At 71.6% G+C, this 12,153-nt stretch carries 16 protein-coding genes and 1 tRNA gene; 9 read left to right on the top strand and 8 right to left on the bottom strand.

The annotated features are described in order from the left end of the window. Window positions 1-9: 9 nt before the first annotated feature. Window positions 10-1,203 carry an aminotransferase class V-fold PLP-dependent enzyme gene (locus tag AB0F15_RS18020; protein ID WP_360271393.1) on the bottom strand — a complete coding sequence of 398 codons (1,194 nt, stop codon included), beginning with the start codon at window positions 1,201-1,203 and terminating at the stop codon, window positions 10-12. Window positions 1,204-1,208: 5 nt separating this feature from the next. Beyond that, window positions 1,209-1,580, bottom strand: coding sequence for a DUF5997 family protein (locus AB0F15_RS18015; RefSeq protein WP_360271201.1), 372 nt, complete (start codon window positions 1,578-1,580; stop codon window positions 1,209-1,211). A gap of 42 nt (window positions 1,581-1,622) precedes the next feature. On the opposite strand from AB0F15_RS18015, the gene AB0F15_RS18010 reads away from it, so the two are divergent. Further along, a complete protein-coding gene (locus tag AB0F15_RS18010; RefSeq protein WP_360271199.1) occupies window positions 1,623-2,315 on the top strand; it encodes a LysR substrate-binding domain-containing protein in 693 nt (230 codons plus the stop codon). A gap of 57 nt (window positions 2,316-2,372) precedes the next feature. Here the strand turns inward: AB0F15_RS18010 and AB0F15_RS18005 are convergent, their stop codons facing one another. Next, window positions 2,373-2,654 carry an isoamylase gene (locus AB0F15_RS18005; RefSeq protein WP_360271197.1) on the bottom strand — a complete coding sequence of 94 codons (282 nt, stop codon included), beginning with the start codon at window positions 2,652-2,654 and terminating at the stop codon, window positions 2,373-2,375. Between the two features lie 207 nt (window positions 2,655-2,861). Between AB0F15_RS18005 and AB0F15_RS18000 the strand changes: the two genes are divergently transcribed. Together AB0F15_RS18000 and AB0F15_RS17995 are read left to right on the top strand one after the other, a co-directional pair. Continuing rightward, complete coding sequence (locus AB0F15_RS18000; RefSeq protein WP_360271195.1) at window positions 2,862-3,377, top strand: hypothetical protein; 516 nt, start codon at window positions 2,862-2,864, stop codon at window positions 3,375-3,377. 48 nt (window positions 3,378-3,425) lie between these two features. Then, window positions 3,426-3,623 (top strand): hypothetical protein, encoded by a 198-nt coding sequence (locus AB0F15_RS17995; RefSeq protein WP_360271194.1) that lies wholly within the window; start codon window positions 3,426-3,428, stop codon window positions 3,621-3,623. Window positions 3,624-3,683: 60 nt separating this feature from the next. Here the strand turns inward: AB0F15_RS17995 and AB0F15_RS17990 are convergent, their stop codons facing one another. After that, a complete protein-coding gene (locus AB0F15_RS17990) occupies window positions 3,684-4,652 on the bottom strand; it encodes a hypothetical protein (protein WP_360271193.1) in 969 nt (322 codons plus the stop codon). Window positions 4,653-4,839: 187 nt separating this feature from the next. On the opposite strand from AB0F15_RS17990, the gene AB0F15_RS17985 reads away from it, so the two are divergent. Genes AB0F15_RS17985 through AB0F15_RS17975 form a run of 3 tightly spaced genes read left to right on the top strand, consistent with a single transcriptional unit; the run spans window position 4,840 to window position 7,238 of the window. After that, window positions 4,840-5,811, top strand: coding sequence for a hypothetical protein (locus tag AB0F15_RS17985; protein WP_360271192.1), 972 nt, complete (start codon window positions 4,840-4,842; stop codon window positions 5,809-5,811). 32 nt (window positions 5,812-5,843) lie between these two features. Then, window positions 5,844-6,635: a metalloregulator ArsR/SmtB family transcription factor gene (locus AB0F15_RS17980; RefSeq protein WP_360271190.1), complete on the top strand. Its 792-nt coding sequence runs from the start codon at window positions 5,844-5,846 to the stop codon at window positions 6,633-6,635. 3 nt (window positions 6,636-6,638) lie between these two features. Beyond that, window positions 6,639-7,238: a dihydrofolate reductase family protein gene (locus AB0F15_RS17975; protein ID WP_360271189.1), complete on the top strand. Its 600-nt coding sequence runs from the start codon at window positions 6,639-6,641 to the stop codon at window positions 7,236-7,238. Between the two features lie 175 nt (window positions 7,239-7,413). Here the strand turns inward: AB0F15_RS17975 and AB0F15_RS17970 are convergent, their stop codons facing one another. Continuing rightward, a complete protein-coding gene (locus tag AB0F15_RS17970; protein WP_360271187.1) occupies window positions 7,414-8,148 on the bottom strand; it encodes a zinc-binding dehydrogenase in 735 nt (244 codons plus the stop codon). Between the two features lie 34 nt (window positions 8,149-8,182). Beyond that, window positions 8,183-9,019: an LLM class F420-dependent oxidoreductase gene (locus AB0F15_RS17965; protein ID WP_360271186.1), complete on the bottom strand. Its 837-nt coding sequence runs from the start codon at window positions 9,017-9,019 to the stop codon at window positions 8,183-8,185. Window positions 9,020-9,109: 90 nt separating this feature from the next. Here AB0F15_RS17965 and AB0F15_RS17960 point away from each other — a divergent pair, with 90 nt between their 5' ends. After that, window positions 9,110-10,024 carry a LysR family transcriptional regulator gene (locus AB0F15_RS17960; RefSeq protein WP_360271184.1) on the top strand — a complete coding sequence of 305 codons (915 nt, stop codon included), beginning with the start codon at window positions 9,110-9,112 and terminating at the stop codon, window positions 10,022-10,024. A gap of 38 nt (window positions 10,025-10,062) precedes the next feature. On the opposite strand, the gene AB0F15_RS17955 is transcribed toward AB0F15_RS17960, so the two are convergent. Next, window positions 10,063-10,136, bottom strand: a tRNA-Ile gene (locus tag AB0F15_RS17955). 182 nt (window positions 10,137-10,318) lie between these two features. Between AB0F15_RS17955 and AB0F15_RS17950 the strand changes: the two genes are divergently transcribed. Next, complete coding sequence (locus tag AB0F15_RS17950; protein WP_360271182.1) at window positions 10,319-10,597, top strand: hypothetical protein; 279 nt, start codon at window positions 10,319-10,321, stop codon at window positions 10,595-10,597. Window positions 10,598-10,720: 123 nt separating this feature from the next. On the opposite strand, the gene AB0F15_RS17945 is transcribed toward AB0F15_RS17950, so the two are convergent. Further along, on the bottom strand, window positions 10,721-10,975 hold the full coding sequence (locus AB0F15_RS17945; RefSeq protein ID WP_360271180.1) for a hypothetical protein: 255 nt from the start codon (window positions 10,973-10,975) through the stop codon (window positions 10,721-10,723). Window positions 10,976-11,105: 130 nt separating this feature from the next. On the opposite strand from AB0F15_RS17945, the gene AB0F15_RS17940 reads away from it, so the two are divergent. Further along, on the top strand, window positions 11,106-12,107 hold the full coding sequence (locus AB0F15_RS17940; RefSeq protein ID WP_360271178.1) for a teichoic acid biosynthesis protein C: 1,002 nt from the start codon (window positions 11,106-11,108) through the stop codon (window positions 12,105-12,107). Window positions 12,108-12,153: the final 46 nt, after the last annotated feature.

The following is a 12,153-nucleotide window of genomic DNA, read 5'->3' as shown; positions in this document are numbered from 1 at the left end:
CGGCGCGGCTCAGCCGGCGAGTTCGCGGATGCGGTCCATCGCCCGCCGGACCTCGGCGTAGCCGGTGGTGAGCGGGCTCAGCCCGACGCGGATGCCGTCGGGACGGCGGAAGTCGATGAGCACACCGTGCTCGATGAGGACGCGCGAAAGCCGTTCGGCGTCCGGGTGGCCGAGGGTGACGTGGGCGCCCCGGCGGTCGTCTTCGCGGGGCGAGGCGACTGTGAACCCGAGCGGGACGAGCCACGCGTCGGCGAGGGCGAGTACCCACCGGCCCAGCGCCACGGCCTTGGCCCGCACCCGGTCGATCCCCGCCTCGGCGAGCAGCGCGACCCCTTCCCGGACGCCCACCATGCCGAGCACCGGCGGGGTGCCGGACAGGGCCCGCCGGATCCCGGGCGCCGGCACGTACTGATCGGCCATGCCGAACGTGTCGGCCGCGCCCATCCAGCCGGTGATGGGCTGGCCGAACCCCTCGTGGTGGCGCGCGTTGACGTAGAGGAACGCGGGCGCGCCGGGCCCGGCGTTGAGGAACTTGTACGTGCAGCCGACGGCGAAGTCGGCACCGGCCGTGTCCAGCGCGACGGGCATCGAGCCCACGCTGTGGCAGAGGTCCCACACGACGAGGCCGCCGCGCTCGTGCACCAGCCGCGTGACGGCGGCCAGGTCGGTGATCGCCGCCGACCGGTAGTCCACATGGGACAGTGTGACGACCGCGGTCCGCGGCCCGACGGCCGCGGCGACGTCTTCGCTTTCCGTCCACCGGACGGTGAGGCCGAGTTCGGCGGCGACGCTCTCGACGAGGAAGCGGTCGGTGGGGAAGTTCGCGGTGTCGGTGACGATCTCGTCACGTCCCGGCCGCAGCGCGACGGCGGCCCGGAGCGCCTTGTAGAGGCAGACGGACGTCGAGTCGGCGACGATCGTCTGCCCGGGCGCGGCCCCGAGCGCGACGCGGCCCAGCTCGTCCCCGATTTCTTCGGGCAGCGCGAGCCAGCGCTCCTCCCACGACCGGATGAGCCGCGCACCCCACTCGTGGGCCACGAGCTCCTGGAGCCGTTCGGCGGTGGCCCGCAGCGGACGCCCCAGGGAGTTCCCGTCGAGGTAGGCGATGACCCCGGGGTCGGTGATCGGGACGAACCGGTCACGGAAGGCGGCGAGTTCGTCTTCGGCGTCGAGGCGGTCTGCGGCCTCGGGCGAAAGATCGATGGCGGTCAGTCCTTCTTTTCCTTGACGCGCTCCGCTTCCTTGCGCACGTCGGCCTGGGTGGCGCGCTCGCGCACCAGCCAGTCCGGGCTGGCCGCCTTCAGCGCGTCGATCTGCTCGGTGGTGAGCGGCTCGGTGATCCCGCCGCGCGTGAGGCCGCCGATGGACACGCCCAGCTTCGCCGCGACGACCGGCCGCGGGTGCGGGCCGGTGCGGCGCAGCTCCCGCAGCCACTCGGGCGGCTCGGCCTGCAGCGCGTTCAGCTCGTCGCGCGTGACGAGGCCCTCCCGGAACTCCTCGGGGGTGGCTTCGAGGTACACACCCAGCTTCTTCGCCGCCGTCGCGGGCTTCATCGTCTGGGCGGTCTTGTGCGACGTCATGCCGTCCAGGGTAGCCAGCGTCACCCCCGGTAACCTGACCCGGTGACCTCTTTCAAGCTCGCGTACGTCCCGGGCGCGACTCCCGCCAAGTGGGTGCGGACCTGGGACGAGCGGGTGCCGGGGGTGCCGCTGACCCTCGTCCCGGTCGCCGCCGCCGACGCGGCCGGCCTGCTCCGCGCCCGCGACGCCGACGCGGCGCTGCTGCGGTCGCCGATCGACCGGGACGGCCTGCACGCGATCCCGCTCTACACCGAGACGACGGTGGTCATCGTGCCGAAGGACCACCTGATCGCGGCGGCGGACGAAGTGTCCACCGTGGACCTGGCGGACGAGGTCGTGCTGCACCCCCTCGACGACACGCTGGAATGGCCGGCGTGGCCGGGCCGGACGGCGGTTTCGCGGCCCGAGACGACGGTGGACGCGATCGAGCTGGTCGCGGCCGGCGTCGGGGTGCTCGTCGTCCCGCAGTCGCTCGCCCGCCTGCACCACCGCCGCGACCTCACCTACCGGCCGGTCGAGGACGCGCCGCAGTCGAACGTCGCGCTGTCGTGGCTGGAGGAGGAGACGACGGACCTGATGGAGCAGTTCATCGGGATCGTCCGCGGCCGGACGGTGAACAGCACGCGCGGGCGCCCGCCGGCTCCGGCGGAACGGAAGCGCCCGGAACGCAAGCCCGCCGCGGCGAAACCGGCCCGGCGAAGCGGGGGCCCGGGAAAGCGCCGCCGCCGGGCCTGAGCCGCCGGGCCCGCCAGGGCCGCCGGGCTGCCAGCGCCGCGTGAGCTGCCAGTGCCGTCAGAGGGCCGCGCAGACGCAGTTGCCGTCGGCGCGGTCGGGCAGGTCGGGGTCGTCGAACCAGTGGCCGCCTTCCCCGAGGTAGCGGAAGTGGAGCACCGTGCCCGGCGTCACGTCGACCGACGTCGAGCGGCGGCCGTTGGACCGCGGGGTGAGGTGGTGGCGGCCGGGCGTCCAGTCGTTGAACGAGCCCACGACGCTCACCCTTCCGAACGGCGCGCCGATCGGGAGGCTGAAGGTGACGCGCTGGGTGCCGGCCCGGCTCTTGCTGATCTTGATCACTCGGTGTGGGGCCTTTCGCGGGAACGGTCGGGAGGGCGTGCTCGGCACTGAGCGCGGACATGATCGCACAGCTGTGACGATTTGGTCACGCGCAGTGCCCGTTCGGGTTACGGCGCCGCTCAACGGTCCGCCACCGACCGGGTGGTCCTGGGGTGAACCATGATCATCTCGGGGTTGTGCGTGGTTCCCGGTGGGAAACTGACTGCCGTGACCGTCACCGCTGATCGTCAAGTCAAGGACCCGTGTGCCTGGCTCAGCGCTGTCACCCACGAGCTCGCCGACGCCCATCCGGCTGACACGCGAGCAGTGCTCCTGACGGTGTGGGACGGGCTGGTCGCCGCCCGGCTGGCCGGGCTGCACGCCGCCGCGGCTTCGCCTCGCTGGCGGGCCAGGCAGCGTCACGCCGAAGCGGTCGAGTTCGATCTGGCCGTGCAGCTGGCGCGCAATTGCACGATCGGGACCGGCCTGGCCATCCCGGCCCGGCTGCCGGGAGCCGCGGTCGCTTGGCCCGCGGAACGGGCCGACGCGGCCGTCGCGGCGGTGGTTTCCTTCTGCGGCACGGCCGAAGCCGTGCTGCGCCGGGCGGGCGAGCTGACCGCGGTGTGGGAGGACAGCCTCCTCGGCCCGGTCGCGCTGACCCGCTGGCTGGCGGACTGCTGGACCGGCGGCCACACCGGCTGCCCGCTGCGGCTCCCGGTGCCCCCGCCGCCGTGGTGGCGCTGAGCCGTGTCCGTCAGGTGAAGGCTGGTGCCGAGAGAGAGGAGGCCGAGGGTGACCGAAGGGGCGGCCCCGCTCTCGAGACTCCCGGAGGCGACCCGCACGGCGGTGCGCGCGCTGCTGCTGGCCGAGCTGACGGCGGCGGGCAGGCGCGCGCGGGCCGCGGGCTGCCCGCCGGAGCTGCTCACCTCGGTGTTCGAGGCCCGGCGCCGGTCGGTCGACCCGGGCCGTCCACCCCGCTGCCGCGAATGACTTGTTCGAGACGTCCTGCGTCCCGAATGCGTCGTTCGCGGCAGTCGGCCGGGCCCGGCTTCAGCGGTCGAGAACCGTCAGGACCGTGGCCACGATCCCCTCCAGGCGCGCCGGGTCCGCCAGCGCCGTCGCCAGCCAGTCGTCGCGGGGGGAACCACCCAGCGGTGAGTGGTCGAGGCCGCCGAACACCGTCCGGACCACGGCGGTGACCGCCGCCGCGGGGGATTCGCCCCGGTCCAGCCGGCTCTCGATCGCGTGCAGGGCCTGCTCGGCCAGTCCCGCGAGCCGGGCGTCCTCGAGTTCGTGCGCGCCGACCAGTTCCAGTGGCGGGAGCTCCGCCGGCATCGGCGCGACCGGGGCCTGCTTGTGCCCCAGCGGGCGCTCGACGTGCTCGGCGTGCCACTTCGGCCGGGTGCGCATGGCGGCCAGCACCCGTCCGACTTCGCGGTCGAGCGTGTCGCGGTTGGCCACCGGCTCGCCGGTCACCTCGGCGCGGCGCGCCGCCCAGCCGTCCAGGGGCCACACTTCGGCGCCCGCCGTCGCCGGCACCCCCGCCCAGATCAGGATCTGCACCGCGAGGTCGCACAGCCAGGGATCCCCACCGAGAGCGCCGCCCAGCCACGACGGGAGACGAGGGCGTTGCAGCGCCCCGATTTCGCCGCGTCGCCGCCGGTGCGCGTCGACCGTCGCCGGGTTGAGGCGGGTCGCCAGCCAGCCCTCGAGGTTCTCGATCGGGCCGGTCGCGCGCCGCAGTGCGTGCTCGACCACCGCCTCGACGTCGTCGTGGAAGCGGTCGAGACAGTCGGGCCGCAGCCATTCGAGCCCGCGGGCGCAGTCCGCGTGCCGTCGCCGGTGCTCCAGCGGCTTGGTGATCCGCGTGAACACCAGCGGCCACGCGACGGTGTAGACCCCGCCGCGCAACCGGGCGAGGGCGCGGGGTCGAGCGGCCGCGGCCGAGCCGGCGAGCAGGCCGTCGCGGGCCAGCCGCCGTACCCCGGCGACGTCGGCCGGTCGCATGGTGTCGAACACCCTTCCTCCCCGATGTCGACGGGCCGAGTCGACCGAAAAATGGTCGGGCAGCCGGAGAATGGGAAAAGGCCACGGCCGGGCCGAATTGCCGGGAAACTGGCCAATGGCGGGCCACCGCGGAATCACCTGATCGGCGCAGCCGCGGCCGCCGATCGCCCCGAAGTGCGCGTGCCACAATGGAAATCCCATGGCACACAAGGACGGGCTGGCCCGGGAACTCACCACTTTGCGGCGCGGCTGGGGTTTGGAGGCCGACCGGCTGCGGAGCCGGCTGGGGCCGCTCGTCTCCGGCTGGTGCGAAATCCACCGGACGACGAGCGACCGCGAAGCGCGCCGTGTTCTGCGTGAAGCGATTTCGGCCGCGATCGCGGAATTCCCGGCCGACGACAGGCTGGCCGTCAACGTCGCGCTGGGCATCGCCCCGGGCGCCCAGCACGCCCTGCTCAGCGAGCGGATCGGCGTCCTCGCGGACCGGTTGCGCGTCTCGGAGCGCACGGCCCGGCGGCGGATCGACCGGTCGTTCGCCCGGCTCGCCGCGGAAATCGAGGCAGGCACGCGGCCGGGCGGCGGGGAGCCCGACCCGGACAAGGGCTGGTTCGTCAAGCGGCTGACGGTGCTCGTCCGGCTGGACACCGCCGAGCCGGAGGTGACCGAGGAGCGGCTGATCGTGGCGACCCGCGACGGCCTCGGCCGGATTTCCGCGCAGTTCACGGTGCCCCGCACCGAGGACGGCCGCGACGGCGAGCGGCACGTCGCCGCGGACGCGCGGCACGGCGTCCGGATCAGTGCCGGTCACCGGGAAGGGCAACGGCACTTCCGCTGGCTGCTCGACCTGCCGCGCCCCCTGTACCGCGGCGACAGCCACACGTACTCGCTGGTGTACCGCATCCGGGACGGCCTGCCCACCCGGCCGTCGTACGTGTTCGTGCCGCTGGTGACGTGCGAGTCGTTCACGGTGCGGGTCCGCTTCGACCCGCGGCGGCCACCGCGGGTGGTGTGGCGGCTGGACCGCGTCCCGCCCTCGGTGCTGGCCGACCCGCCCCAGCCGGGCGAGCCACTGCCGCTCGACGGCGCGTGCGAAGTGGCGCAGGAGTTCGCCGCGCCGCAGCTGGGCTACGCCTACGGGCTGCGCTGGCTGACGGACGAAGATATTCCTTGACGTGAATATTCTTCTGAGTGAATACTCGAGTCATGGACCGGATCGCCGCGGCACTGGGGGACGCCGCGCGGTGGCGGATCGTCGAACTCCTCGCCGAGCGTCCCCGTTCGGTCGGGGAACTGGCCGAACTGACCGGGCTGCGGCAGCCGCAGGCCACCAAGCACCTCCAGACCCTCGCCCGGGCGGGCCTGGTCACCGTCTTCCCGCTCGGGCAGCGGCGCGTCCACGCCCTCGAGGCGGCACCGCTGGCGGCGCTCGCGGGCCGGCTGCGAGAGCTGGCCGACGCCACCGGGGCGCACGCGGCTGAGCGGGACGTCGTCGCGCGGTACAGCGCGAGCATCGAGGCGGATTCGGCGGTCGCGGACCGGGACCGGTGGGCGGACGGGCGCTCGTTCGCGTTCGACCGCCTGCTGCCCGCGCCGCCCGACGTCGTTTGGCGGCATTGGGCCGACCCGGACCTGCTGGCGTCCTGGTGGGTTCCGCCGTCCCTGACGGTCACGGCCTGCACGCTCGAGCCCCGGCCGGGCGGCCGGGTCGTGCTCGGCTACCGCGACGCCGACGGCGAACACCACTCCGCTGGCCGGGTGCGCGTCGCCGACGAACCCGGGTACCTCGTGTTCGACCTCGCGGTGTCGGGCCCCGCCTCCGTCACCGGCCACTACGACGTCGAATTCCGCGCGGACCCGGAGGGCACCCGGCTGCGGCTGGGCTTGCGCATCACCGCGACGACCGTCGGCGCCGTCCCCTTCGTCGCCGGGATCGAGCCCGGCTGGAACCAGGTGCTCGACCACCTCACCGACGTGCTGACCAAGGGAAAGAGCTGAACGATGACCGAGCCGACCGGCCGCCGGGTGACCGCGAACCTGAGCCTCACCCTCGACGGGCGCTACCACGGCCCCGCGGGGCCCGCCGACATGGGCGCGATCCTCCCGTACGCGACCACCGAAGTCGCGCGGCGCCACCTGGCCCGCGTCTGGGAAGGGGCGACGACGGCGGTGCTCGGCCGCCGCAACGCGGAGGGTTTCCTGGGGTTCTGGCCCGCGGTCGCCGCCGACGAGAGCGCCGACCCGCGCGACCGCGGCTACGCGCAATGGCTGGTGGACGCGGAAAAGGTGGTCTTCTCCACCGCGTTGACCGACGCTCCGTGGGAGCGCACGCGGCTGGTGAACGCGCCGGCCGCGGAAGTCGTCACCGAGCTGAAGGCCGTGGTGGGGGGTGACATCCTCGTCAACAGCAGCGCGAGCGTCATCAAGCCGCTGCTCGCGGCGGACCTGCTCGACCGGCTGTACCTCATGGTCTGCCCGGAAATCGCCGGCGGCGGCCCCCGGCTGTTCGACGACGGCCTGCCGGCGTCGAAGTGGCGGCTCACCCACCACGAAACCGGCGAGCTGGGGGAGACGGCGGTGGTCTACGACCGCGTGCGCTGACCGCCGGGGCATCGATCCGGTCCACAGTGGACTCCGGCTGGTCGCCGCGCCAGGCCATTGCCGGCCGTGACGGCCCGAAGGGGTGATTCGCGCCGGCTGCCGGTCGGAGCCGGCCCACGAGCAGTGTGCGCGATCGTGAGGTGATCAGGCAGTCACGTTCACGAGGGTGGTCGTGCTAGAGCTGCGGGTTCACTGTGGTCGGTCCGATGTCGAGGACGGCCTTACCCGGGATATGGCGGCCCAGTAGTGCCGTGGCTGCTTCCGGTGCGTGGTCCCAGGGGCCCCGCCAGCCGATCTGTGGGTCGAGCCTGCCCTTCGCCAGCAGGCTCACGAGGTATGCGAGATCCGGGCCGAACGGCTTGTGGACGACGAACGATTCCAGCCGCTTCAGTCCGCCTCGCACGCGTTCCCGCTCGAAGTCGATCGTGGTCGCCTCGCGGGATGCCTGCCCGATGCTCAGCGCGATGCCACCATCGCCGAGCAGTCCGAACCCCTCGGTCAGCTGGTTTCCGCCGACATTGTCGAGTAGCCCGAAAACGGGTTCGATGATGCCGCCCAGTCCGACGACGACCTCCGCGGCGCCGAGTTCGGCCAGCCCATCACCCCGGGCCGTGCTGCCGACCGAAGCGATGACCTCTGCGCCCGCGTGGGCGGCGAGTTGCACGGCGAATCGGCCGACCCCGCCGGAGGCACCGGAGCCGTCCGCCGCCGGCCGGACGACGATCCCCGCTGCGTCGCATCCGGGGACCTCGCCCGGTCGGCGTTGCCGGGTGAGGTACGCGAGTTCGCCGAAGTTGAGCGAAACAGCTTGGATTTCGACCAATACCTGTGAATCCGTCGCGACAGGTGGCTCGGTATCGGCGATCCGGAGACCGGCCGGTGCGGCGGGATCGTGGACCAGGGCGCGCATTCTTTCCTCTCCTGGCGCGACAACACGAGTGGGGTCAGTGCGGCAGGGTGGCATGGCGTTCCATGAACCGGGCGACGTCCGACGGATCATCGAGCGGCAGCGGATAAATCACCAGGCGGTCGACTCCGAGGTCGGCGTAGCCCTGCGCGGTGCGAGGTTCCACCGCTACCGGATCGAGTGGCATGTAGTTGATCTCCAATCGTCCTAGCCGCTCCGGGCGTTCGACCTCGCTCGCAGCCTGCCGCAGGCCGGCAAGGTGCCGGGGCAGGTCGTCAAGCGTGCCGTTGCCGAACCAGCCATGGCCGCGGGTGACCGCGCGGCGGAACGCGGCCGGGCTGTGACCGCCGATCACGATTCGTGGCCGTGTCGGCCGCGGATGCGCGTCCACGTCGCGGAACGCGACGAACCGGCCCTGGTATGCGGGAGCCGGTTCGGTCCACAACGTGGTCATCGCATCGAGGTACTCATCGGTGCGCCTGCCCCGGTCGGACATCGCCACACCGACCGCGCGCATCTCGGGTTCGAGGTACCCGGCGCCGACACCGAGCAGCAGGCGACCTCCGCTGAGCACGTCCAGGCTCGCCGCCTGCTTGGCGAGGACGAGCGGGTTGCGTTGCGGCAGGATCACAATCCCGGTTCCGAGTTCCAGCCGCTGGGTAACGGCCGCGACGTAGGACAGGTGCACCAGCGGGTCGAGAATCGGGTCTGTCGGCTCCATCGGTGATTCCGCAACCCGGGGGCTCGGCAGCACCACGTGCTCGCCCGCCCACCACGACGAATAGCCGAGATCCTCGGCCAGCCGCGCCAGCCTCACCGTCTCGGCCGAGCCCAGCGTGGCCTTGGCGTTCAGCCCCGACACTCCGAGTTCCATGCTCGCTGTCCTCCTACCGCCGATGATCACTTCTCATCGTCCGGCAGTTCGGCGACGTCCGTCCAAGACATCCGGCTATAGCCTGTGGCTATGGATGTCCATGTCCGAGACCTGCGTTACTTCGTCGCGGTAGCCGAAGAGCTGAGCTTCACCAGGGCAGCCGGCCGGTTGTTCATCGCCCAGCCGTCGTTGAGCAAGCAGATCCGCCAGCTGGAAACCTCGTTGCGGGTCACGCTGTTCGATAGGAATCACCGCACTGTCGCGTTGACCGCGGCCGGTGCGGCCCTGCTGCCGCAGGCCCGGCAGATCATCGGGCAGTGGGAGGTGGCGCAGCATGCGATCTCGGACGCGGTCACGGCGCAGCAAACGACCCTGATGGTCGGTTTCCACACCAGGATCGGCCGTGGTCTCATCCCCAACGTCACGAAGAGGATGGCGACGTCACTGCCAGGGTGGAGACTCCTGTTCCGGCAGATCTCGTGGAGTGACCCCACGGTGGGACTCGCGAGCGGCGAGGTCGATGTGGCCATCGCCTGGCTACCGGTCCCGGACAACGGCGAGTTTTCGTGGAAGGTCGTCGCCACCGAGGACCGATGGGTTGCCTTGCCCTCCCGCCACCGGCTCGCCTCGCGAGCGGTCGTCCCAGTGGGTGAGCTGGCCGACGAGCCATTCATCGCGCTCCCACGCACGGCAGGACCGCTACGTGAGTTCTGGCTGGGAAATGATCAGCGGCCGTCGCCGGCGCGGATCGCCGCGGAGGCCGAAACCGCCGAGGAAGCCGTCGAGGCCGTCGGCTCCGGACTCGGCGTGGTACTGCTGTCAGCAGGCAACGCGGATATCTATCAGCGAGACGACATCGTGTGCCGCCCCGTCTTGGGGCTCTCCCCAAGTGAACTCGCCGTTGTCTGGCGCGCAAAAGACGACCGCCACACCGTGCGTATCGTCGTCGAGGCGTGCACACAATGCCTCTGCGGCCAGCCGGATACCAGGTCGTCCGTCAGGTAACGAGCCGACGTGCACTGAGTTCGTGCGCTGCCGAATTGTGGGGCGGGCGGGGCTCGAACCCGCGGCCAAGGGATTATGAGTCCCCTGCTCTAACCAACTGAGCTACCGCCCCCGGGCCTCGGCGCAAGCGGCCCGAGGTTTGCATGTGCACAGAACAGTCGGTTCGCTTCAAGTTATCACAGCGGCCATCCGGGCAGATCCGGTAGGCCAAACAGGTTGAAGTGGCCGCCGACCGGCGCACGCTCGTCTACGTTGCAAGGGCGTCACCGCTGACCGGAACGGCGGGAGGAAGCGATGGTCTCCGCACCACGGGCCACCTTGTCCCGGCACCGGGCAACCCGGCTGGCGTTGCTGAACGCGTTCACCGCGGGGGCGGGCCTGGGTTACCTCGCACGCGAGTACCGGGAGGTCGTCGTGGCCAATCCCGCGGTCATCGGGCTGGCACTGCTGCTCCTGTTCGGTTTCGGGTGCCTGATCCGCGCCGTCGCGCGAGCCCTGCGGCGAGCGGGCTCGCGCGTCGACGCCATTTTCGCCGAAGAGCTGGGAAAGAAGCCTTCGCCCCGGCGGCGGTGAAGGAAACCGTGACGGCCAGGGCGAAGACAGCGGATTCCGCTCAGCTTCCCCCGCCGGCCGTCGTGGTGGGCGGCGGCAGTGTCGGCGTCGGCGTGGCGGAGGTGGCCGGTGGCGCAGTGCTGGTCAGGGTGGTCGGCGCCGTCGGTGCGGCGTAGGCCGCGTAGCTGAACCAGATCTGCCCGAACGTCCCTTGCCGAGGCTGTGCGAGACCGTGCAGAAGCCGCCGCCGTCGGTCAGGCAGCTGGCCTGCGCGGCCTGGACGATCGGTGCCGGTGCCGGGCCGACGGCGCCCGAAGCGCCCGCGAAGGCCACTGCGCCCGCCGTGACGACCGCGGCGGCGGCCAGTGCGGCGAGCGCGGTTCGTGCCTGGGTTCCCATGAATCCTCCCCTGAGGTGATGACGCACCCGGAATCGTTCCGTCGGCCGCCGCTGTTACCCCCGGGCTTTGTACGTTCTCTGTACGCGGCCGAAGGAGGCTCTCGTCGAAATTCGGACCAGGAGGCGAGCCATGCCGCAGAACCCCATCGAGATCGTGACCGCGAGAGCGCTTTCCCGGCGTTCGCTGTTCCGCGCGGGAGCCGCGACCGCCGCCGCGCTCGGCGCCGGTGCCCTGCTCACCGGAACCGCCGGAACCGCCGCCGCCGCCGACGGCATCCCGGCATCGCCGTTCTTCGACATCACCAAGCCGTCCTCGGACCTGTTCCGCAGCAAGATGCTGCACGAGTCGCACCACGTCATGCAGGGTTTCGCCTTCGACAACGTGAACCGGCGGCTCTTCATCGTGCAGGCGCAGAACGGCACCTCCGGCGACGACCTCTGCATCAGCCAGCTCAGCTTCTCCGGCGAGCTGCTCGGCTCGATGCACGTGAACCACGCCGGACACGGCGTGTCGTTGGGCGTGGAACCCGTCGGCACCGCCTCCTACATCTGGATGGAGTGCGACGCCGACGGGACCACCACCGAATCCCGCGGTACCGCCCTCGCCCGCTTCAAGTTCGTCGACGGCGGCACCCCGGCGGTGAAGAAGTTCCTCACCGGCAGCAAGAACATCACCTGCGCCACCGACCCGGTGTACCAGCGGATGGTCGTGCGCCGCGACGAAGGCGGCCGGATGTGGTTCAGCGTGTACCCGCTCGCGAAGGCCGTCGCCGGCGACTTTTCCGAGCCACTGGCCCACTTCCCGCAGCCGTCGCTGAGCGCATCGGGCGTGGTCTTCCAGGGCTACACGATCCTCGGCAGCTCCCTGTACACGTTGGACGGAGCGGGCCACGCCGACTCGGCGGACATCGACTCCTACGTCACGCGCATCGACATGAACACCGGCCAGGTGAAGGAACGCGCGATCACCCGGGCCGGCGAGTCCCTCGTCTGGCGCGAACCCGAGGGCCTGGCGGTCTACCGCACGGCCGACGGCGAAACCCGCCTCTTCCTCGGCTTCGGCTCACGCAGCAGCGTCGACAACGTCAACCGCTACGCCAACCTCTTCTACAAGAACGTCCTGGTGAGCTGAGCACCCGGCAGTGCTCGCCGGTCGCTGTTCCTGACCGTCCACAGTG

Origin of the sequence: Amycolatopsis sp. NPDC026612 (genome assembly GCF_040638285.1) — a bacterium.
Lineage (GTDB): Bacteria > Actinomycetota > Actinomycetes > Mycobacteriales > Pseudonocardiaceae > Amycolatopsis.
This window is presented reverse-complemented; position numbering and strand designations above follow the sequence as displayed.

Excerpts from the sequence above, each read along its gene's own strand:
- AB0F15_RS18015 (WP_360271201.1), bottom strand. The coding sequence starts at position 1,580 with ATGACGTCGCACAAGACCGCCCAGACGATGAAGCCCGCGACGGCGGCG.
- AB0F15_RS17985 (WP_360271192.1), top strand. The coding sequence starts at position 4,840 with ATGGCACACAAGGACGGGCTGGCCCGGGAACTCACCACTTTGCGGCGC.
- AB0F15_RS17980 (WP_360271190.1), top strand. The coding sequence starts at position 5,844 with ATGGACCGGATCGCCGCGGCACTGGGGGACGCCGCGCGGTGGCGGATC.
- AB0F15_RS17975 (WP_360271189.1), top strand. The coding sequence starts at position 6,639 with ATGACCGAGCCGACCGGCCGCCGGGTGACCGCGAACCTGAGCCTCACC.
- AB0F15_RS17970 (WP_360271187.1), bottom strand. The coding sequence starts at position 8,148 with ATGCGCGCCCTGGTCCACGATCCCGCCGCACCGGCCGGTCTCCGGATC.
- AB0F15_RS17965 (WP_360271186.1), bottom strand. The coding sequence starts at position 9,019 with ATGGAACTCGGAGTGTCGGGGCTGAACGCCAAGGCCACGCTGGGCTCG.
- AB0F15_RS17960 (WP_360271184.1), top strand. The coding sequence starts at position 9,110 with ATGGATGTCCATGTCCGAGACCTGCGTTACTTCGTCGCGGTAGCCGAA.
- AB0F15_RS17950 (WP_360271182.1), top strand. The coding sequence starts at position 10,319 with ATGGTCTCCGCACCACGGGCCACCTTGTCCCGGCACCGGGCAACCCGG.
- AB0F15_RS17945 (WP_360271180.1), bottom strand. The coding sequence starts at position 10,975 with ATGGGAACCCAGGCACGAACCGCGCTCGCCGCACTGGCCGCCGCCGCG.
- AB0F15_RS17940 (WP_360271178.1), top strand. The coding sequence starts at position 11,106 with ATGCCGCAGAACCCCATCGAGATCGTGACCGCGAGAGCGCTTTCCCGG.